Source organism: Variovorax sp. YR752 (assembly GCF_943372545.1).
In genome coordinates this window covers 1-18870 of the sequence record NZ_CALRZC010000018.1, presented here as the reverse complement: position 1 = coordinate 18870, position 18870 = coordinate 1, and the positions used below count along the sequence as shown (strand labels likewise).

General features: G+C 67.2%; 18 protein-coding genes. 14 read left to right on the top strand and 4 right to left on the bottom strand.

Annotation, left to right across the window (positions count from 1 at the left end):
- Positions 1–26 precede the first annotated feature (26 nt).
- From AAG801_RS06560 to AAG801_RS06535, 6 genes are read left to right on the top strand one after another with little or no spacing between them, the layout of a single operon-like run.
- Positions 27–1031, top strand: a complete 1005-nt coding sequence (locus AAG801_RS06560) for an ABC transporter permease subunit (RefSeq protein WP_070063398.1) — start codon at positions 27–29, stop codon at positions 1029–1031.
- A 4-nt stretch (positions 1032–1035) separates the two neighbouring features.
- Positions 1036–1944, top strand: a complete 909-nt coding sequence (locus AAG801_RS06555; RefSeq protein ID WP_341887682.1) for an ABC transporter permease subunit — start codon at positions 1036–1038, stop codon at positions 1942–1944.
- 17 nt (positions 1945–1961) lie between these two features.
- A complete protein-coding gene (locus AAG801_RS06550; protein ID WP_341887681.1) occupies positions 1962–2987 on the top strand; it encodes an ABC transporter ATP-binding protein in 1026 nt (341 codons plus the stop codon).
- A complete protein-coding gene (locus AAG801_RS06545) occupies positions 2984–4003 on the top strand; it encodes a peptide ABC transporter ATP-binding protein (RefSeq protein WP_341887680.1) in 1020 nt (339 codons plus the stop codon). Before AAG801_RS06550 ends, AAG801_RS06545 begins: the two co-directional genes overlap by 4 nt.
- Positions 4004–4047: 44 nt before the next feature.
- Complete coding sequence (locus tag AAG801_RS06540) at positions 4048–5679, top strand: ABC transporter substrate-binding protein (protein ID WP_192194597.1); 1632 nt, start codon at positions 4048–4050, stop codon at positions 5677–5679.
- A gap of 6 nt (positions 5680–5685) precedes the next feature.
- Positions 5686–6456 carry a 5'-methylthioadenosine/adenosylhomocysteine nucleosidase gene (locus AAG801_RS06535; RefSeq protein WP_341887710.1) on the top strand — a complete coding sequence of 257 codons (771 nt, stop codon included), beginning with the start codon at positions 5686–5688 and terminating at the stop codon, positions 6454–6456.
- Positions 6457–6462: 6 nt separating this feature from the next.
- On the opposite strand, the gene AAG801_RS06530 is transcribed toward AAG801_RS06535, so the two are convergent.
- Both AAG801_RS06530 and corA read right to left on the bottom strand, forming a co-directional pair.
- Complete coding sequence (locus AAG801_RS06530; RefSeq protein ID WP_153281024.1) at positions 6463–7215, bottom strand: YoaK family protein; 753 nt, start codon at positions 7213–7215, stop codon at positions 6463–6465.
- A gap of 56 nt (positions 7216–7271) precedes the next feature.
- Positions 7272–8258, bottom strand: a complete 987-nt coding sequence (corA, locus tag AAG801_RS06525) for a magnesium/cobalt transporter CorA (protein ID WP_101493355.1) — start codon at positions 8256–8258, stop codon at positions 7272–7274.
- A gap of 225 nt (positions 8259–8483) precedes the next feature.
- Between corA and AAG801_RS06520 the strand changes: the two genes are divergently transcribed.
- The 4 genes from AAG801_RS06520 (at position 8484) to hprK (ending at position 12971) form a co-directional block, all read left to right on the top strand.
- Entirely contained in the window at positions 8484–10601 is a 2118-nt protein-coding gene (locus tag AAG801_RS06520) for an ATP-dependent helicase (RefSeq protein WP_341887679.1), read from the top strand.
- A 319-nt stretch (positions 10602–10920) separates the two neighbouring features.
- The gene (raiA, locus tag AAG801_RS06515) at positions 10921–11250 is read left to right on the top strand and encodes a ribosome-associated translation inhibitor RaiA (protein WP_101493353.1); all 330 of its coding nucleotides are present in this window, start codon (positions 10921–10923) and stop codon (positions 11248–11250) included.
- Between the two features lie 192 nt (positions 11251–11442).
- Positions 11443–11910 carry a PTS sugar transporter subunit IIA gene (locus AAG801_RS06510; RefSeq protein WP_042581318.1) on the top strand — a complete coding sequence of 156 codons (468 nt, stop codon included), beginning with the start codon at positions 11443–11445 and terminating at the stop codon, positions 11908–11910.
- A 101-nt stretch (positions 11911–12011) separates the two neighbouring features.
- Entirely contained in the window at positions 12012–12971 is a 960-nt protein-coding gene (gene hprK / locus AAG801_RS06505; protein ID WP_062481041.1) for an HPr(Ser) kinase/phosphatase, read from the top strand.
- Between the two features lie 68 nt (positions 12972–13039).
- Here the strand turns inward: hprK and fur are convergent, their stop codons facing one another.
- The gene (fur, locus tag AAG801_RS06500) at positions 13040–13459 is read right to left on the bottom strand and encodes a ferric iron uptake transcriptional regulator (protein WP_056584276.1); all 420 of its coding nucleotides are present in this window, start codon (positions 13457–13459) and stop codon (positions 13040–13042) included.
- 85 nt (positions 13460–13544) lie between these two features.
- On the opposite strand from fur, the gene bamE reads away from it, so the two are divergent.
- From bamE to AAG801_RS06480, 4 genes are all read left to right on the top strand, one after another.
- Positions 13545–14108, top strand: a complete 564-nt coding sequence (gene bamE, locus AAG801_RS06495) for an outer membrane protein assembly factor BamE (protein WP_101493352.1) — start codon at positions 13545–13547, stop codon at positions 14106–14108.
- Between the two features lie 174 nt (positions 14109–14282).
- Positions 14283–15083 (top strand): 4-hydroxy-tetrahydrodipicolinate reductase, encoded by an 801-nt coding sequence (gene dapB, locus AAG801_RS06490; RefSeq protein WP_341887709.1) that lies wholly within the window; start codon positions 14283–14285, stop codon positions 15081–15083.
- 27 nt (positions 15084–15110) lie between these two features.
- On the top strand, positions 15111–15806 hold the full coding sequence (locus tag AAG801_RS06485; protein WP_341887678.1) for a MotA/TolQ/ExbB proton channel family protein: 696 nt from the start codon (positions 15111–15113) through the stop codon (positions 15804–15806).
- Positions 15807–15823: 17 nt separating this feature from the next.
- The gene (locus tag AAG801_RS06480; protein ID WP_341887677.1) at positions 15824–16294 is read left to right on the top strand and encodes a biopolymer transporter ExbD; all 471 of its coding nucleotides are present in this window, start codon (positions 15824–15826) and stop codon (positions 16292–16294) included.
- Between the two features lie 60 nt (positions 16295–16354).
- Here the strand turns inward: AAG801_RS06480 and AAG801_RS06475 are convergent, their stop codons facing one another.
- Positions 16355–18838 carry a glycogen/starch/alpha-glucan phosphorylase gene (locus AAG801_RS06475; RefSeq protein WP_341887676.1) on the bottom strand — a complete coding sequence of 828 codons (2484 nt, stop codon included), beginning with the start codon at positions 18836–18838 and terminating at the stop codon, positions 16355–16357.
- Positions 18839–18870: the final 32 nt, after the last annotated feature.

The window sequence follows — 18870 nt, the reverse complement described above, 5'->3', positions numbered from 1 at the left end:
CATCGATCTTGCATATTCGCGGGTCGATGCTCAGATTCATCTATGTCCGCCTAGGCTTGCTCGTGCCGACCTTCATCGGCATGACGCTGCTGGCCTTCTTTCTCATCCGGCTGGTGCCGGGTGACCCCATCGAGACCATGGCCGGCGAGCGCGGGATCGACCCCGCGCGCCACGCCGAGCTGCGCACCGCCATGGGCCTGGACAAGCCCTTGCTCGTGCAGTACGGCATCTACATCGGCCGCGTGCTGCAGGGCGACCTGGGTAAGTCGCTCATCACGCAGGACACGGTGATGAGCGAGTTTCTCGCGCTCTTTCCCGCCACGGTCGAACTCGGCGTGTGCGCGATTCTTTTCGCGTTGCTGCTCGGGCTGCCGGCCGGCATCGTCGCGGCGGTGCGGCGCAATTCGATCTTCGACCACGGCGTGATGGCGACATCGCTCACCGGCTATTCGATGCCGATCTTCTGGTGGGGCCTGCTGCTCATCCTGTTCTTCTCGGTGCAGCTGGGCTGGACGCCCGTGTCGGGCCGCATCTCGGTGCAGTACTTCGTCGAGCCGCAGACCGGCTTTTTGCTGATCGACGCGCTGCGCGCCGGCGAGACCGAGGCCTTCTGGTCGGCGCTGCACCACCTCATTCTTCCGGCCATCGTGCTGGGCACCGTGCCGCTGGCCGTCATCGCGCGCATGACGCGCTCGGCCATGCTCGAGGTGCTGGGCGAGGACTACATCCGCACCGCGCGCGCCAAGGGCCTGTCGCGCTTTCGCGTGGTGGGCCTGCATGCGCTGCGCAACGCGCTGATCCCGGTCGTGACCGTGATCGGCCTGCAGATCGGCGTGCTCTTCACCGGCGCGATCCTCACCGAGACCATCTTCTCCTGGCCCGGTGTCGGCAAGTGGCTCATCGAAGCCATCGGCCGGCGCGACTACCCCGTGCTGCAAGGCGGCATGCTGCTGCTGGGCGGCATCGTGATGCTGCTCAACCTGCTGGTGGACATCGCGTACGGCGTCATCAACCCGCGGATCAGGCACTGAGTCGATGACGAGCAATACCCACGCAGTCACCCCCGGCCCGCAGGCCGCGGCGCCTCCCGGTCCCTGGCGCGAGTTCTGGACCGCCTTCTCGGCGAACCGGGGTGCGGTCATCGGCCTCGTCACCATCGTGGTGCTCTTGCTCGTCGCGCTGTTCGCACCGTGGATCGCACCGCACGCGCCGAACGAAACCAACGCCGCCGCCTTCCTCAAGCCGCCGGCCTGGCAGGAGGGCGGTTCGTGGAGCTATCTGCTCGGCACCGACGCCATCGGGCGTGACATCCTGTCGCGGCTCATGCACGGCGCGCGGCTGTCGCTGTCGATCGGTGTCGCGGTGGTGGCGCTGTCGGTGGTGGTGGGCGTGGTGCTCGGCCTCGTCGCCGGCTTCTTCCGCGGCGTGCTCGAGATCACGATCATGCGGATGATGGACATCATCCTCACGATGCCCAGCCTGCTGATGGCCATCGTGATCGTCGCGATCCTCGGGCCGGGGCTCGTCAACGCGATGCTCGCCGTGGCCATCGTCGTGCTGCCGCACTACGTGCGCATCACGCGCGCCACCGTCATCGCCGAGGTCTCGCGCGACTACGTGACCGCCGCGCGCGTGAGCGGCGCCGGCACGCTGCGCCTGATGTTCCGCGAGGTGCTGCCCAACTGCTCGGCGCCGCTGATCGTGCAGGCCTCGCTCGGCGTCTCGACCGCCATCCTCGATGCGGCGGCACTCGGCTTCATCGGGCTTGGTGCGCAGCCGCCGTCGCCCGAGTGGGGAACGATGCTGGCCGACGCGCGCGAGTTCGTGCTGCGCGCCTGGTGGGTCGTCACCTTCCCGGGCCTTGCGATTCTTGCGGCGGTGCTGGCGTTCAACCTGCTGGGCGACGGGTTGCGCGATGCGCTCGACCCCAAGCTCAAGCGCTGACGCAAAGGAAAGAACCGATGCCTTTGCTGGACATCAAGGACCTGCACGTCGAGTTCCCCACGCAAGGTGGCGTGATGCACGCCGTCGACGGCGTGAGCCTCACGCTCGAAGAGGGCGAGGTGCTCGGCATCGTCGGCGAATCGGGCTCGGGCAAGAGCGTCACGATGATGGCGCTCATGGGCCTCGTCGGCTACCCGGGCCGCGTGCGCGCCGAGCACATGCGCTTTGCGGGCAAGGAGCTGCTCGGCATCTCCGACAAGGCGCGCCGCACGCTGGTCGGCAAGGAGGTCGCGATGATCTTCCAGGAGCCGACCACCAGCCTCAACCCCTGCTTCACCATCGGCTTCCAGCTCATGGAAACGCTGCGGCTGCACTTGAAGCTCGACAAGCGCGAGGCGAAGAAGCGCGCCACCGAGCTGCTCGAACAGGTGGGCATTTCCGCCGCCTCGTCGCGCCTGGGCAGCTACCCGCATCAGCTCTCGGGCGGCATGAACCAGCGCGTGATGATCGCGATGGCCATTGCCTGCAACCCGCGCCTGCTGATCGCCGACGAGCCGACCACCGCGCTCGACGTGACCATCCAGGCGCAGATCCTCGACCTGCTGCGCGACCTGCAGAAGGAGCGCGGCATGGCGCTCGTGCTCATCACGCACAACATGGGCGTGGTCAGCGAGATGGCACAGCGCATCGCCGTGATGTACGCGGGGCAGGTGATGGAGCACCAGCGCGTCGATCGCTTGTTCGCCTCGCCGCAGCACCCCTACACCGAGGCCTTGCTCGCGGCGCTGCCCGAGCGTGCCGCGCCCGAGGGGCGGCTCGCGACCATCAGCGGCGTGGTGCCCGGTGTGCACGACCGGCCCGCGGGCTGCCTGTTCGCACCGCGCTGCGGCTACGTCACCGAGCGTGCCTGCCAGGTGCGACCGGCGCTGCGTGCGTGGCAGGGCGCCGAGGTGCGCTGCCACTTTCCGCTCGGCGAGCCGGGGCGCGCCGAAGCCATCGCGCAAGACCCGCCGCGCGCTGCCATCGCGGAGGTGCTGCCATGAGCGACGCACCGCCGGAGATCGTGGTCGAGGCGCGCAACCTGCAGCGCACCTACGACGTGCGGCGCGGGCTGTTCCGTGCGCCGGCGCAGCTGCGTGCCGTGGGCGACATCTCGTTCCGCCTCGAACGCGGCCGCACGCTCGCTGTGGTGGGCGAATCGGGCTGCGGCAAGTCGACGCTCGCGCGCATGGTCGCGCTGATCGAGAAGCCCACTGCGGGGCAGCTGACGCTGATCGGCGCCGATGCGGTGAGCCCGCCGCACGAACGCAAGCGCGAGCTGCGCCAAGCCGTGCAGCTGGTGTTCCAGAACCCGTACGGCTCGCTCAACCCGCGCAAGAAAATTTCGGCGGTGCTCGAAGACCCGCTGGCCATCAACACCACGCTGAGCAAGTCCGAGCGCGCCGACAAGGCGCGCGAGATGCTCGCCCGTGTCGGCCTGCGCCCCGAGTACGCCAACCGCTACCCGCACATGTTCTCGGGCGGCCAGCGCCAGCGCATCGCCATTGCGCGTGCGCTCATGCTGTCGCCGCGCCTCTTGGTGGCCGACGAGCCGGTGTCGGCGCTCGACGTGTCGATCCAGGCGCAGGTGCTGAACCTGCTGGCCGACCTGCAGGCCGAGCTGGGGCTGGCGTACCTCTTCATCTCGCACGACCTGGGCGTGGTGCGCCACATTGCGCACGACGTGCTCGTGATGTACCTCGGCCATGCGGTGGAGCACGGGCCCAAGTCGCGCATCTTCGCGCGGCCGCTGCATCCGTACACGCAGGCGCTGCTGGCCTCGACGCCGGGCCTGAGCAGCCAGCGCATCGTGCTCAAGGGCGAGCTGCCGTCGCCGCTGAATCCGCCCACGGGCTGCGTCTTCAACACGCGCTGCCCGCACGTGCAGCCGCGCTGCCGCGAGGAGCGCCCCGCGCTGCGCGCGCTCGACGAACGGCTGGTGGCCTGCCACTTCGCCGAGCAGTTTCTCGATGGCGCGCCTGTCGTGCGCGCCGATGGTCCCGTGCTCGCCGCTTCCTGAAGAGTGACGTGGCGATTTTTTCAACCCTGTCTCGAGGAGTCCCCATGACGACCCAGTCCTCCGTTTCGCGCCGCTCACAAAAGCTGGCGCTCCTGGCACCGGCAGCGCTCACGGCCCTTACCCTGGCCTGCGGCGCCGTGTCAGCCAAGACGTTGGTGTACTGCTCCGAAGGAAGCCCGGAAAATTTCTACCCGGGCATGAACACCACCGGCACGTCGTTCGACGTGACCACGCAGGTCTACAACACCATCGTCGAGTTCGAGCGCGGCGGCACCAAGGTCATGCCGGGCCTGGCTGAAAAATGGGACATCTCGGCTGACGGCACGGTGTACACCTTCCACCTGCGCAAGGGCGTGAAGTGGCACACCACGAGCAAGAGCTTCAAGCCCACGCGCGACTTCAACGCCGACGACTTCATCTTCATGCTCGAGCGCCAGTGGAAGGAGAGCGACCCCTTCTTCAAGGTCACGAGCCAGAACCACTCGTACTTCAACGACATGGGCATGCCTAAGCTGCTGAAATCGGTGGACCGCATCGACGACCACACGGTGAAGATCACGCTCAACCAGGCCGAGGCGCCGTTCCTGGCCAACCTGGCGATGCAGTACGCGGGCATCCAGTCGAAGGAATACGCCATCGCGATGCTCAAGGCCGGTACGCCCGAGAAGGTCGACCAGGACCCGGTCGGCACCGGCCCGTTCTACCTCGTGCAGTACCAGAAAGACGCGATCATCCGCTTCAAGGCCTTCCCGCAGTACTGGGGCGGCAAGGCGAAGATCGACGACCTCGTGTTCGCGATCACGCCCGATGCCTCGGTGCGCTGGGCCAAGCTGCAGAAGGGCGAGTGCCACGTCATGCCGTACCCGAACCCGGCCGACCTCGATGCGATCCGCAAGGACCCGAATGTGCAGGTGCTGGAGCAGCCCGGCTTGAACGTCGGCTACCTCTCGTACAACACGACGAAGAAGCCTTTCGACGATGTGCGCGTGCGCAAGGCCATCAACATGGCGATCAACAAGAAGGCCATCATCGACGGCGTGTACCTCACGACCGGCGTGGCTGCGAAGAACCCGATTCCGCCGACCATGTGGTCCTACAACGATGCGACCAAGGACGATCCGTACGACCCCGAAGCGGCGAAGAAGCTGCTGGCGACGGCCGGCTTCCCCGACGGTTTCAGCACCGACCTGTGGGCCATGCCGGTGCAGCGCCCGTACAACCCGAACGCCAAGCGCATCGCCGAGCTGATGCAGGCCGACCTCGCCAAGATCAACGTCAAGGCCGAGATCAAGAGCTTCGAATGGGGCGAGTACCGCAAGCGCCTGCAGGCCGGCGAGCACCAGATGGGCATGCTGGGCTGGACCGGCGACAACGGTGACCCGGACAACTTCCTGTACACGCTGCTGGGCTGCGCCTCGGCCAAGTCGGCTAGCGGCAGCAACATCTCGAAGTTCTGCTACCAGCCGTACGAAGACCTCGTGGTGAAGGCCAAGAGCACGGTCAAGCAGGCCGACCGCGATGCGCTCTACAAGAAGGCGCAGGTCATCTTCAAGGAGCAGGCGCCGTGGTTCACCATCGCGCACGCGGTGCAGTTGAAGCCGGTGCGCAAGGAGGTGGTCGACTTCAAGCTGAGCCCCTTCGGCCGCCATACGTTCTACGGCGTGGACATCAAGTAAGCCGTGGTGGTTGCACCCATCGCCATCGTGGCGGCCATGCACGAGGAGCTGAGCGCGCTCCTTGCGCGAATGCCCGACGAGCAGCGCGTGCGCGTCGCCGGTCGCGACTTCTGGATCGGCCATCTGCAGGGCCAGCCCGTGGTCGCGGTGCTGTCGCGCATCGGCAAGGTCGCGGCGGCGGTCACGGCCACGGTGCTGCTCGAACGCTTCGGCGTGCGGGCGATCGTGTTCACGGGCGTGGCGGGCGGACTCGCGCCGGGCGTGAACGTCGGCGACGTGGTCGTGGCGACAGAGCTGCTGCAGCACGACATGGACGCCTCGCCGATCTTTCCGAAGTACGAGGTGCCGCTGATGGGGCGTGCACGCTTCGCGGCCGATGCGGCCATCGGCGATGCACTGGCGGCGGTGGCTGAAGGTGCCCTGCGTGACCCGGTGAGCCTGGTGGGGCAGAAGGCTGTCGATGAGTTCCATCTGCGGTCACCGAAGGTCCATCGCGGCCTGCTGATCAGTGGCGACCGCTTCGTGTCGACCACCGCGGAAAGCGGGGCCCTGCAGCGCTCGTTGCCCGATGCGCTCGCGGTCGAGATGGAAGGCGCGGCGATGGCGCAGGCCTGCCACGACTACGGCGTGCCCTTCGCGGCACTGCGGACCATTTCAGACCGCGCCGACGATGCCGCGCACGGCGACTTCACGCGCTTCGTGGCCGAGGTGGCGAGCCGCTACAGCCTGGCCCTCGTCGACGCGTGGCTCGCCTCCTTGCCGCGCGACGCGGCCTGAAAAAAGCTACGGCGCGAGCCGGCGCAGCGACGGCAGGTCGCGCAGCAGTGGCGGGATCGAAAGCGCCAGCAGCAGCGCGGCCAGCGGCACGACGCAGATGAAGCCCACGTGCTTGAAGCCCAGCGCGCCCACCGCGCCCCCGAGCACGAACATGCCGACCAGCCCGCCGCAGCGGCGCAGCCGGCTGCGGTCGTGGCGCACCGGCAGCGGTGTGGACGGCGCGCGTCGGTTCCAGTAGAGCATCTTGCCCAGCTCGATCCCCACGTCGGTGATGTTGCCGGTCATGTGGGTGGTGCGCGTGCTGCCGCCCGAGGTCTTCGACGCCACGGCGTTCTGCAGCCCCATGATGAACGACAGCAGCAGCACTGTGAGCGGCACCGCGAACGGCGTGGCCCAGGTCAGCGTGATGGCGCCGGCGAGCCCGAACGGGAACATCAGCGCGGCCTCCAGCAGCAACGGCAGCGCATACACGCCATGCAGCCGATGCTGGCGTGCCCAGTTCACCAGCACCGCGCAGACCGCGGCGCCGCTCACGAACGCGAGGATCGCGCCCAACGCGTTCAGCAGCAACGTGAGGTTGCCCAGCACCATGCCGTCCGCCAGCTGCGAGGCGAAGCCGGTCATGTGCGAGGTGTACATGTGCAGCACGAGGAAGCCGCCCGCATTGACGGCGCCGGCATTGAAGGCCAGCAGCAGGCCGAGCGCGGTGTTCGTCGACGGCGCGCGGTGGCGGTTGGTGAGGAAACGAAGTCTGCGCACGGGGCCCTCCAGGTCAACTGCCTGTCGGCAGTCACTCTAGCACCCGATGCGCGGCGTTACTTGAGCCAGCCGCGCCGGCGGAAGTACCACATCGGCCCCAGCGCGCTCGCTGCCATCAGCGCCAGGGCGTACGGGTAGCCGCCCTGCCAGTCGAGCTCGGGCATGTACTTGAAGTTCATGCCGTAAATGCTCGCGATCAGCGTGGGCGGCAGCAGCGCGACGCTGGCCACCGAGAAGATCTTGATGGTCTTGTTCTGGTTGATGTTAATGAAACCGACGGTCGCATCCATCAGGAAGTTGATCTTGTCGAAGAGGAAGGCCGTGTGGTTGTCCAGCGATTCGATGTCGCGCAGGATCTGCCGCGCCTCTTCGAACTGCTCGGCGTTGAGCATCTTGCTGCGCATCATGAAGCTCACGGCGCGGCGCGTGTCCATGACGTTGCGGCGGATGCGGCCGTTCAAGTCTTCCTGCCGCGCGATGAGGCCGAGCACTTCACCGGCCAGCTCGTCGGTGACGTTGCCCGAGAGCACTTTCTTGCCCGCCACTTCGAGCTCGTCGTAGATGTTCTCCAGCGTGTCGGCGGAGTATTCGGCGTCGGCGTCGAAGAGCTTGAGCATCACTTCCTTGGCGTCTTCGATCAGCCCCGGCGCGCGGCGTGCGCGCATGCGCAAGAGGCGGAACACGGGCACGTCTTCGTCGTGGATCGAGAACAGCACGCCGCGGCTGCGCAGGTCGGTGTTGTGTTGGTTGAGGATGAAAGCCACGCGCACGGTGCGCGGGTCTTCGTCGTCGTCGATCAAGAAGTCGGAGCGGATGTGCAGTTCGCCGTTGTCTTCTTCGTAGAAGCGCGCCGACTCCTCGATGTCCTCGTCCATCGCGTCTTCGGGAATCGAGAGGCCGTAGTACTGCTTGATCCAGCGCTTTTCTTCGAGCGTGGGCGACTCGAGATCGACCCAGATCGGCTGGAACTTGGAGAGCTCTTCGAGCGACTCGATCTCTTCCTGGACGAGGCGGCCGTTGGCGAGCGTAAAGATATTGAGCATGGGCTCACTCCCGGGAATGACTGAACGATGGGCGAGGGAGGGGCGCTTTCAATTCCCGCAGACCCGGCGTCAGTACATCATGCGCGGCGTCGCAAGGGAGTTGAAAGCTGCCGAGACGGGGCGGTTTCCATGGGGAGTCTCCGGTTGCAGCGAGGCGCGATTATGTCACTGGCCATTGGGCGGCAAGGCACTCGAACTGGACGGACATACAGTAAAGTCGTGCCCATGCAGACCGCTGCGCCCCCCATTGTTTCCACCGCACCCAAGACGCAAGCCGAGCGCCTGGCCGCGGCGCTTGCTGCGCTCAACGACGACCAGCGCGCGGCGGTCGAGCACGGCGTGGGGGCGGCGCTCGGCGAAGACCACCGGCCGCTGCTCGTGATCGCCGGCGCAGGGTCGGGCAAGACCAGCACGCTGGCGCACCGGGTGGCGCACCTGATCGCGGGCGGGGTCGATCCGCAGCGCCTGCTGCTGCTCACCTTCTCGCGCCGCGCCGCGCAGGAAATGGAGCGCCGCGCGGGCCAGGTGCTGGCGCGTGTGCTGGGCCTGAAGTCGGAACGCCCGCCGGCGCTGCCGTGGGCCGGCACCTTCCACGGCATCGGCGCGCGGCTGCTGCGCGAGTACGCCGCGCAGATCGGGCTCGACGAGAACTTCACCATCCACGACCGCGGCGACGCCGAAGACCTCATGGGGCTGGTGCGGCATGAGCTGGGGCTGTCGTCCACGGTCAACCGCTTTCCGCGCAAGGGCACCTGCCTGTCGATCTACTCGCGCTGCGTGAACACGCGCGCGCCGCTGGCCGAGGTGCTGAAAGACAACTTTCCCTGGTGCGCCGAGTGGGAGGCCCAGCTCAGGATGCTGTTCGGGGCGTACGTCGAGGCCAAGCAGCAGCAGAACGTGCTCGATTACGACGACCTGCTGCTCTACTGGGCCGAAATGGTCGCCGAGCCCGCGCTGGCCGCGCATGTCGGCGCGCGCTTCGACCATGTGCTGGTCGACGAGTACCAGGACACCAACCTGCTGCAGGCCGCGATCCTGCGGGCCATGAAGCCCGACGGGCGCGGCGTGACGGTGGTGGGCGACGACGCGCAGTCGATCTATTCGTTCCGCGGCGCCACGGTGCGCAACATCCTCGACTTTCCGTCGCAGTTTTCGCAAGAGGCGCGCATCGTCACGCTGGAGCGCAACTACCGCTCGACGCAGCCGATCCTCGACGCGTCGAACCGCGTCATCGCGCAGGCCGCCGAGCGGCACGCCAAGACGCTGTGGACCGACAAGCCCTCGGCCGGCAAGCCGGTGCTGGTGCTCGTGCCCGACGAGGCCGGGCAGGCGCGCTGGGTGGCCGACAAGATCCTGGCGCACCGCGAGGGCGGACTGGCGCTGAAGTCGCAGGCGGTGCTGTTTCGCACCTCGTCGCACAGCGCGGCGCTCGAACTGGAACTGGCGCGACGCAACATCCCGTTCGTGAAGTTCGGTGGGCTCAAGTTTCTCGAGGCCTCGCACGTGAAGGACCTGCTCGCGGTGCTGCGTTTCGCGCAGAACCCGCGCGGACGCATGGCGGGCTTTCGCGTCACGCAGCTCATTCCCGGCGTGGGCCCGGCCACCGGCACGCGCCTGCTCGACGCGATGGACCAGGCGGCCGACCCGGCCGCGGCCGTGCGCGACTTCGTGCCGCCGTCGGCCGCGCGCGAACAGTGGGCCGACTTCGCCCAGGCCTATACCGCCTTGCGCGAACCGTCGCTGAAGTGGCCGGCCGATGTGGAGGTCGCGATGCAGTGGTACCAGCCGCACCTGGAGCGGCTGTACGAAGACACCTCGGGCGTGCGGCGTGCCGATGTCGAGCAACTGGCGCGGCTCGCGGGCGGCTACGGCTCGCGCGAACGCTTTCTCACCGAGCTCACGCTCGATCCGCCCGAAGCCACCAGCGACCGGCCCGGCCCGCCGCTGCTCGACGAGGACTACCTGATCCTGTCGACCATCCATTCGGCCAAGGGCCAGGAGTGGAATTCGGTGCATGTGATCAACGTGGTCGACGGCTGCATGCCGGCCGACGTGGCGCAGGGCGCGCACGAGCTGGAAGAAGAGCGGCGCCTGCTCTACGTGGCAATGACGCGGGCCCGCGACCACCTGCACCTGGTGATGCCGCAGCGCTTTCACATCACGCAGCAGGCGGCGCGCGGCGACCGGCACCTGTACGCCAACCGCACCCGCTTCATCACCGAGTCCGACCTCGCAGGCTTCGAGCTGCAGACCTGGCCGCCGCCTCCGGTGCTGCCGCCCGCCGTGCCGCCACCGGCCGCGGTGATCGACCTGCGCAACCGCATGCGCGCCGCCTGGCGCTGAGCGGGCCAGCCCTTCGGTCGGGAGGGTCACTGCGTGCGATGTGTGGAAACACTTGCTTCCAATGTGCCGCAACCGCATACCCCTGCACGGGGACAGCTATGGAAACAATAGCGGATTAGGGCATGCAATACACCGGCCCGTCACTCGGGCAAGCCCCGGTATTGCAATACCGTGACAGCTTGGGCATAGTGAATCCGACCGCCCCCTTTCTCACCTCTCTCTTCCTCTTCTCCCGTTCTCCCCCACACCTGTTTCGCCGGCCACGCTTCATCCCGGAGTGCGGTCATTTCCCCAACCGTCAATTCTCAGGAGGTCATTCATGAATTTGACGATCAGCGGTCATCACCTCGACGTCACACCTGCCTTGCGCACCTACGTCACGAGCAAGCTGGACCGGATCACGCGACATTTCGACCAGGTGGTCGATGTCAAGGTGATCCTCACGGTGGAAAAGCAGAAGGAAAAGGAACGCCGCCAAAAGGCGGAATGCAACATCCACGTCAAGGGCAGTGACATGTTCGCGGAATCGAGCCACGCTGATCTCTACGCCGCGGTCGATGAGCTGGTCGACAAGCTCGACCGCCAGGTGGTCCGCCACAAGGATCGCCTGCAAGACCACCATCACGTGGCACCCAAGCGCGTGATGTAAACGCCGGGCCCCGCGCCCCGCATCTCAGGCCGCCTTCGGGCGGCCTTTTGTTTGTCCGACCACATTGGTGGGGCTTTGCAAAGGCCTCCAGAGGAGGCGACGCCTCTTGGCAACACATGTAGACGAAAGTAATTAGGGGGACTGGGGGTTTTTACCGAGGAGGTGCATAATCGCCCCCGCCCTGACCCCACCATGAATCGCCTCGCGTCCATCCTGCCGCCCGCTCAAGTGCTCGTGAGCGTTGACGCCACCAGCAAGAAACGTGCTTTCGAAGAAGCTGGTCTTCTGTTCGAAAGCCTTCACGGCCTGGGACGTGCCCTTATCACCGACAGCCTGTTTGCGCGCGAGCGCCTCGGCTCCACCGGTCTGGGCCATGGCGTTGCCATTCCGCATGGCCGCATCAAGGGCCTCAAGGCGCCGATGGCCGCGGTGTTCCAGCTGGCGAACCCCATCGGCTTCGACGCTCCCGACGAGCAGCCCGTGGCGCTGCTGATCTTCCTGCTGGTGCCCGAAGCGGCCACGCAGAAGCACCTCGAAATCCTGTCTGAAATTGCCGAGCTGCTGAGCGACGCCGGCCTGCGCGAGCAGATCAAGTCCAGTACCGACGCCGCCGCACTGCACGGCCTCATTGCCGGCTGGCAATCGACCCAGGTCGCCTGAGCGCACGCGCCGGGCGGGCCGCTGCTGATAAGCTGCGGCGACGCTTTTCTCTCCCTCCATCCTGACCAGAATGCCGGCGTCCCGCGCCGGCCGCCGCACGCATGAAGCCGACCGTCATCAGCGCCGATGCCATGTTCGAGGAGTTCCGCGGATCGCTCCGCTGGGAATGGCTCGCGGGGCTCGGCGCCTCGGAGCGCCAGTTCGACCCCGATGTCATCAGCCGCGCGCAGTCGGCCGCCGACCTGGTCGGCTACCTGAACTACATCCACCCGTACCGCGTGCAGATTCTGGGCGCGCGCGAGGTGGCCTACCTCACGCGCGGCAGCAAGGAAGACTGCGTGCGCCGCATCGGGCGCATCGTCACGCTGGAGCCGCCGATGCTGGTGCTGGCTGACGGCCAGGCCGCGCCCGACGAGCTGCTGTCGATCTGCGAGCGGGCCCAGCTGCCGCTCTTTGCCACGCGCGAATCATCGGCCTTCGTGATCGACCTGCTGCGCGCCTACCTGTCCAAGCACTTCGCCGAGCGCACCTCGATGCACGGCGTGTTCATGGACATCCTGGGCATGGGCGTGATGATCACGGGCGAGTCGGGCCTCGGTAAGAGCGAGCTCGGCCTGGAGTTGATCTCGCGCGGCAACGGCCTCGTGGCCGACGACGCGGTCGACCTGTACCGCATCAACCAGAACACCATCGAGGGGCGCTGCCCCGACCTGCTGCTGAACCTGCTGGAGGTGCGCGGCATCGGCCTGCTGGACATCCGCGCGATCTTCGGCGAGACGGCCGTGCGCCGGAAGATGCGGCTGAAGCTCATCGTGCACCTCGTGCGGCGCGACAGCTTCGAGCGCGACTACGAGCGCATGCCCTCGGCGCCGCTCACGCAGGACGTGCTGGGCATCCCGGTGCGCAAGGTCATCATCCAGGTGGTGGCGGGGCGCAACATCGCCGTGCTGGTGGAAGCCGCGGTGCGCAATTCGATCCTGCAGCTGCGCGGCATCGACACCTACGCCGATTTCGTGGCGCGCCACCACAAGGCGATGGAGAGCGGGCGCGATCCGGACTGAGCAAAGAAAAAAGCCCTTCCAGCTGAAGGGCTGGAAGGGCCGCTGTCTGCTTCAACAGGTCTTCAGCGTCAGCGCTTCTTGACGCAGTCGCCGCACAGGCCGTACAGCGACATCGCGTGATCCTGCAGGATCCAGCCCTTGTCCTTGGCGATCATCTGCTGGCGGCGCTCGATCTCGGCGTCGTAGAACTCCTCGACCTTGCCGCACGAGGTGCAGATCAGGTGGTCGTGGTGCGTGCCTTCGTTCAGCTCGTAGACCGCCTTGCCGCTTTCGAAGTGGCTGCGCTCCAGGATGCCGGCCTGCTCGAACTGCGTCAGCACGCGGTACACGGTGGCCAGTCCGATGTCGGAGTGTTCGTTGAGCAGCACGCGAAAGACATCTTCCGCTGTCATGTGCCGCTGGCTGCCGGTCTGGAAGATCTCGAGGATCTTCAGTCGCGGCAAGGTGGCCTTGAGGCCGGTGTTCTTGAGTTCGTCGATGTTGGCCATGATGGTTCCTGCGCCCTGGGCTGAGGCCGGGCCTTCAGGCTCGGCCGCTACAATGTTCGATCATATCGCTACCCCCTCTTCTCCCATGCCTGCCATCCTCCAACGCCGGCCCTGGTTGCTGGTTGCTGCCATTGCGGCGACGCTCGCCCTCGGTGCCTGCAGCGGTTTCAGCGAACGCACGCGTGGCGCGCTGTCTGCCGTCACCCCCTACAAAGTCGAAGTGGTGCAGGGCAATTTCGTGTCGAAGGAACAGGTCGCGGCACTCAAGCCCGGCATGTCGCGCCAACAGGTGCGCGAGATCCTCGGCACCTCGCTGCTGAACGACGTCTTCCACGCCAACCGCTGGGACTACGTCTTCACGATCCGCCGCCAGGGCGTCGATCCGCAGGAGCGCCGCCTGACCGTGTTCTTCAACGGTGAACTCATGGACCGCTTCCAGGGCGACGAGATGCCCAGCGAAGAAGAGTTCGTCGCCACGCTCGACACCCGCCGCAAGACCGGCAAGGTGCCGCAGCTCGAGGCCACCGAAGACGAGCTCAAGAAATTTGCGCCCGCCAAGGACGACAAGAAAGCCGACACCACCGGCACCCCGGCAGCCCCCGTGCCCGCGCTGCCGGCCGCCTACCCCCCGCTCGAAGCTGCGCGCTGAGCGTGCGCGGCAGGGCTCCGGCGGCGGCCACCCCACCTGCGGGCGGTGCCCGCCGGACCGGTGGTTGGCTTGCGTCGGTGTCCATGGCTCCCGTAGGGACTTTTCAAAGACTGAATCGCCGTGACTGAACCGACCACCACCCCCACTTCCGTTTCTTCTTCCTCCGCTCCCGCGCTGCGCCGGGTCGCGATTGCCGGCGCCTCGGGCCGCATGGGCCACATGCTGATCGAGGCCGTGCGCAATGCCCCCGACTGCCGCCTGGCCGGCGCGCTCGACATCACGGGCAGCGCCGCCCTCGGCGCCGATGCCGCGGCCTTCCTGGGCTTCACCAGCGGCGTGCCCATCGTGGCCGACCTGCGCACCGGCCTGCAAGACGCGCAGGTGCTCATCGACTTCACCCGCCCCGAAGGCACGATGGCGCACCTCGCCGTGTGCCGTGAGCTGGGCGTGCAGGCCGTGATCGGCACCACCGGCTTCAGCGATGCGCAGAAGACCGAGATTGCCGAGATCGCCAAGGACATCGCCATCATGATGGCGCCCAACATGAGCGTGGGCGTCAACGTCACGCTCAAGCTGCTCGACATGGCCGCCCGCGCCATGGCCACCGGCTACGACATCGAGATCGTCGAGGCCCACCACCGCTTCAAGGTCGACGCCCCCTCGGGCACCGCGCTCAAGATGGGCGAAGTGATCGCCGACGCGCTGGGCCGAGACCTCAAGGACTGCGCCGTGTACGGCCGCGAAGGCATCACGGGCGAGCGCGACCCGTCGACCATCGGCTTCGCCACCATCCGCGGCGGCGACATCGTGGGCGACCACACCGTGCTGTTCGCGGGCATCGGCGAGCGCATCGAAATCTCCCACAAGTCGTCCAGCCGCGTGACCTACGCGCAGGGCGCGCTGCGTGCGGTGCGCTTCCTGGGCGGCCAGCGCAACGGCCTGTTCGACATGTTCGACGTACTCGGCCTGCGCTAAGCCAGGCGACCACAACCAAGGACGCGAATGAGCGTGCTCGAACTGCTGACCCACGGTGACGGCGTCAGCCGTTCGGTGGCCGCGCTGCTGCTCGCGATGTCGATCGCCAGCTGGGTCGTGATTCTCTGGAAAGCCTGGCTGCTGCGCGGCGGCACGCGCGACGTGCTGCGCAGCATCGCGGCGTTCTGGCAATCGGCCACCCTGGTCGAGGCCGAGCAGAAGCTCCAGGCCTTCGACCGCGCCGAACTCGTGCGCCCCGCCGTGGCCGCGCTGCGCCAGGCCGCCACCGAAGCCCCCGGCGGCACGCTGGGCGCCACGGTCGATCGCAACCAGCGCCTCACGCGCGTGCTGCGCGGCGCGCTGCACGGCGCGCTGCGGCGCCTGCAGGCCGGGCAGATCCTGTTGGCCACCGTGGGCGCCACCGCGCCTTTCGTCGGCCTGCTTGGCACCGTCTGGGGAATCTACGGCGCACTGGCGGGCATCGCAGGCCAGACCGGCGGCTTCACCATCGACAAGGTGGCCGGGCCCGTCGGCGAGGCGCTCGTCATGACGGCCTTCGGCCTTGCCGTCGCCATTCCGGCCGTGCTGGCCTACAACGTGTTCGGTCGTGTGGTGGGCCGCGTCGAGGCCGAGCTCGAAGGCTTCGCGCACGACCTGCTCGGCAGCTTCGGCGAAGCGCCGAAGCCCGCCGCACCGCCGCCTGCGCGGCCGATGCCCGTCTAGAGAGCAGCACACACACCATGGCCTTCGGACGCACATCGCTAGGCAGCAGCGCCGCAGGCGGCGGGCGTGCCGTGGGCGCGGGCGGGCAGCGCCCGCTGTCCGACATCAACGTCACACCGCTGGTCGACGTGATGCTGGTGCTGCTGGTGATCTTCATCATCACCGCGCCGCTGATGGCCAGCTCGATCAAGCTCGACCTGCCGCAGACCGACGCGGGCCAGCCCAACGACACGCCCAAGTTCGTGAGCCTGTCGGTCGATGCGTCGGGCAAGACTTTCTTCAACGACAAGCCCGTGACCGATGAAGAGCTGACGGCGCAGCTCGAGAAGGCCGCCGCCGACAGCAAGGACACCGAGGTGCAGTTGCGCGCCGACCAGACCGTGCCGTATGGCAAGGTGGTGGCGCTGATGGGGATCGCGAACAAGGCGGGGTTGAGCCGGATCGGGTTCGTGACCGAGGCGGAAGCGGCGCCGGCAAAACCGCGCTGAGCCTGGCTTTGCTCCTTCCCCTTCCCCTTCCCCGGAAGGGGAGGGAGAAATACCGAAGACTCAGCTCAGCACGACCGGCTTCGTATGCCAGATCTCATGCGCGTACTCCGCGATCGTCCGGTCCGACGAGAACGCGCCCATCCCCGCCACATTGAGGATCGCCATGTGCGTCCACGCGTCCGCGTCGCGGTACAGCGCATCGACCTCGGCCTGCTTGGCCACGTAGCTCGCGTAGTCGGCCAGCAGCAGGTAGTGGTCGCCCCAGTTCACGAGCGCGTCGTAGATGCCCTGGTAGCGCGCCGGCTCGCCCGGTGAGAACGCGCCGTCGCGGATGGCGTCGAGCACGCGTTTGAGTTCGGCGTTTTCTTCGTAGATCTCGCGCGGCTGGTAGCCGCGGGCGCGGATGTCGGCCACCTCGGGCGTGGTGTGGCCGAAGATGAAGATGTTCTCGGGGCCGACGTTCTCGCGCATCTCGACATTGGCGCCGTCGAGCGTGCCGATGGTGAGCGCGCCGTTGAGCGCGAATTTCATGTTGCCGGTGCCCGAGGCCTCGGTGCCCGCGGTGGAAATCTGCTCCGACAGGTCGGCCGCCGGCATGATGATCTCGGCCAGGCTCACGCTGTAGTTCGGCAGGAACACCACCTTCAGCAGCTTGCCCACGCGCGCGTCGGCGTTCACGGTGGCCGCCACGTCGTTGATCAGACGGATCACCTGCTTGGCCATCGCGTAGGCCGAGGCTGCCTTGCCCGCGAACACGACCACGCGCGGCACGATGTCGACCGGCGCACCGCTGGCCTGCGCATCGAGGATGCGGTGGTACCGCGCAATCACGTGCAGCACGTTGAGCAGCTGCCGCTTGTACTCGTGGATGCGCTTGACCTGCACGTCGAACATCGCGTCGGTGTCCAGGTCGAGCTTCAGGTGCTCGCCGACCCAGTTGGCCAGCCGCAGCTTGTTCTCGCGCTTGGCGTGGCGAAAGGCGCGCACGAAGGCAGGCTGCGCGACCATCGGCCGCAACGCTTCGAGCTGCGACAGGTCGCGCCGCCAGCCCTTGCCGATGCGCTGGTCGAGCAGGCCGGCCAGCGGCGGATTGGCCTGTGCGAGCCAGCGGCGCGGCGTGACGCCGTTGGTCTTGTTGTTGAAGCGCTCGGGAAAGATCTTGGCAAAGTCGGAAAAGATCGACTGCTTCATCAGCTCCGAGTGCAGCCCCGACACGCCGTTGATCGAGTGGCTCGCAAGCACCGCCACATACGCCATGCGCACGCGCCGCTCGCCCGCTTCGTCGACCAGCGACAGCCGACGCATCAGCTCGACGTCGTTGCCCACCTTCTGCGTCACCGTGGCCAGGAACTTCGCGTTGATGTCGTAAATGATCTGCAGGTGACGTGGCAGGATGCGCCCGAGCATCTCGACCGGCCAGGTCTCCAGTGCCTCGTGCATCAGCGTGTGGTTGGTGTAGCTGAACACCTTCTGCGTGTGGCCCCAGGCCACATCCCACGCGAGGCCGTGCTCGTCGAGCAGCAGGCGCATGAGCTCGGGCACGGCGAGCACCGGGTGCGTGTCGTTCAGGTGGATGCTCACCTTGTCCGACAGCTGGTCGAAGCTCGTGTGGTTGCGCAGGTAGCGCCGCAACAAATCTTGCACGCTGGCGCTGCAGAAAAAGTATTCCTGGTGCAGCCGCAGTTCGCGACCCGAGGGCGTGGAGTCGTCGGGGTAGAGCACGCGCGACACGTTCTCGGAGTGGTTCTTGCTCTCCACCGCCTGCATGTAGTTGCCGCGGTTGAAGGCCGACAGGTCGATCTCTTCGGTCGCGCGCGCCGACCACAGCCGCAAGGTGTTGGTGGCCTGCGTGCCGTAGCCGGGAATGATCGTGTCGTAGGCGACGGCGCGCACGTCGTGCGTGTCGACCCAGTCGGCCGCGCCGTAGGGCGCATTGGTGCCTTCGCGCTTTTGCACGCGGCCGCCGAAGCGCACGCGGTAGTTCACCTCGGGCCGCTGGAACTCCCACGGGTTGCCGCGCGTGAGCCAGTAGTCGGGTGTCTCGACCTGCTGGCCGTCGACGATCTGCTGGCGGAACATGCCGTATTCGTAGCGGATGCCGTAGCCCATGCCGGGCACGCCGAGCGTGGCCATCGAATCGAGAAAGCAGGCGGCGAGCCGCCCCAGGCCGCCGTTGCCGAGCGCCGCATCGGGCTCGCGCTCGGCCAGCGCCGCCATGTCGACGCCGAAGTCGGCCAGCGCCTCGCGCACGATGCCGTAGAGGTCGACAGCGAGCAGCGCGTTGGTGAAGGTGCGGCCGATGAGGAACTCCATCGACAGGTAGTACACGCGCTTGAGGTCCTGCGCGTAGTTGGCGCGCGTGGTCGTCATCCAGCGCTCGACGAGCTGGTCGCGCACGGCCAGTGCGGTGGCGTGCAGCCAGTCGTCGGGGCTGGCGGCCACGGGGTCCTTGCCGACGGCGGAGAGCAGCTTGTTGGCCACTGCGCGCTTGACGGCGGCACCGTCGCGGTCGGGGTGGTCGTCGGCGACGTCCTTGATCGTCATGGGGGGCGTTCTCGGGGTGGGTTGTGGGGTGG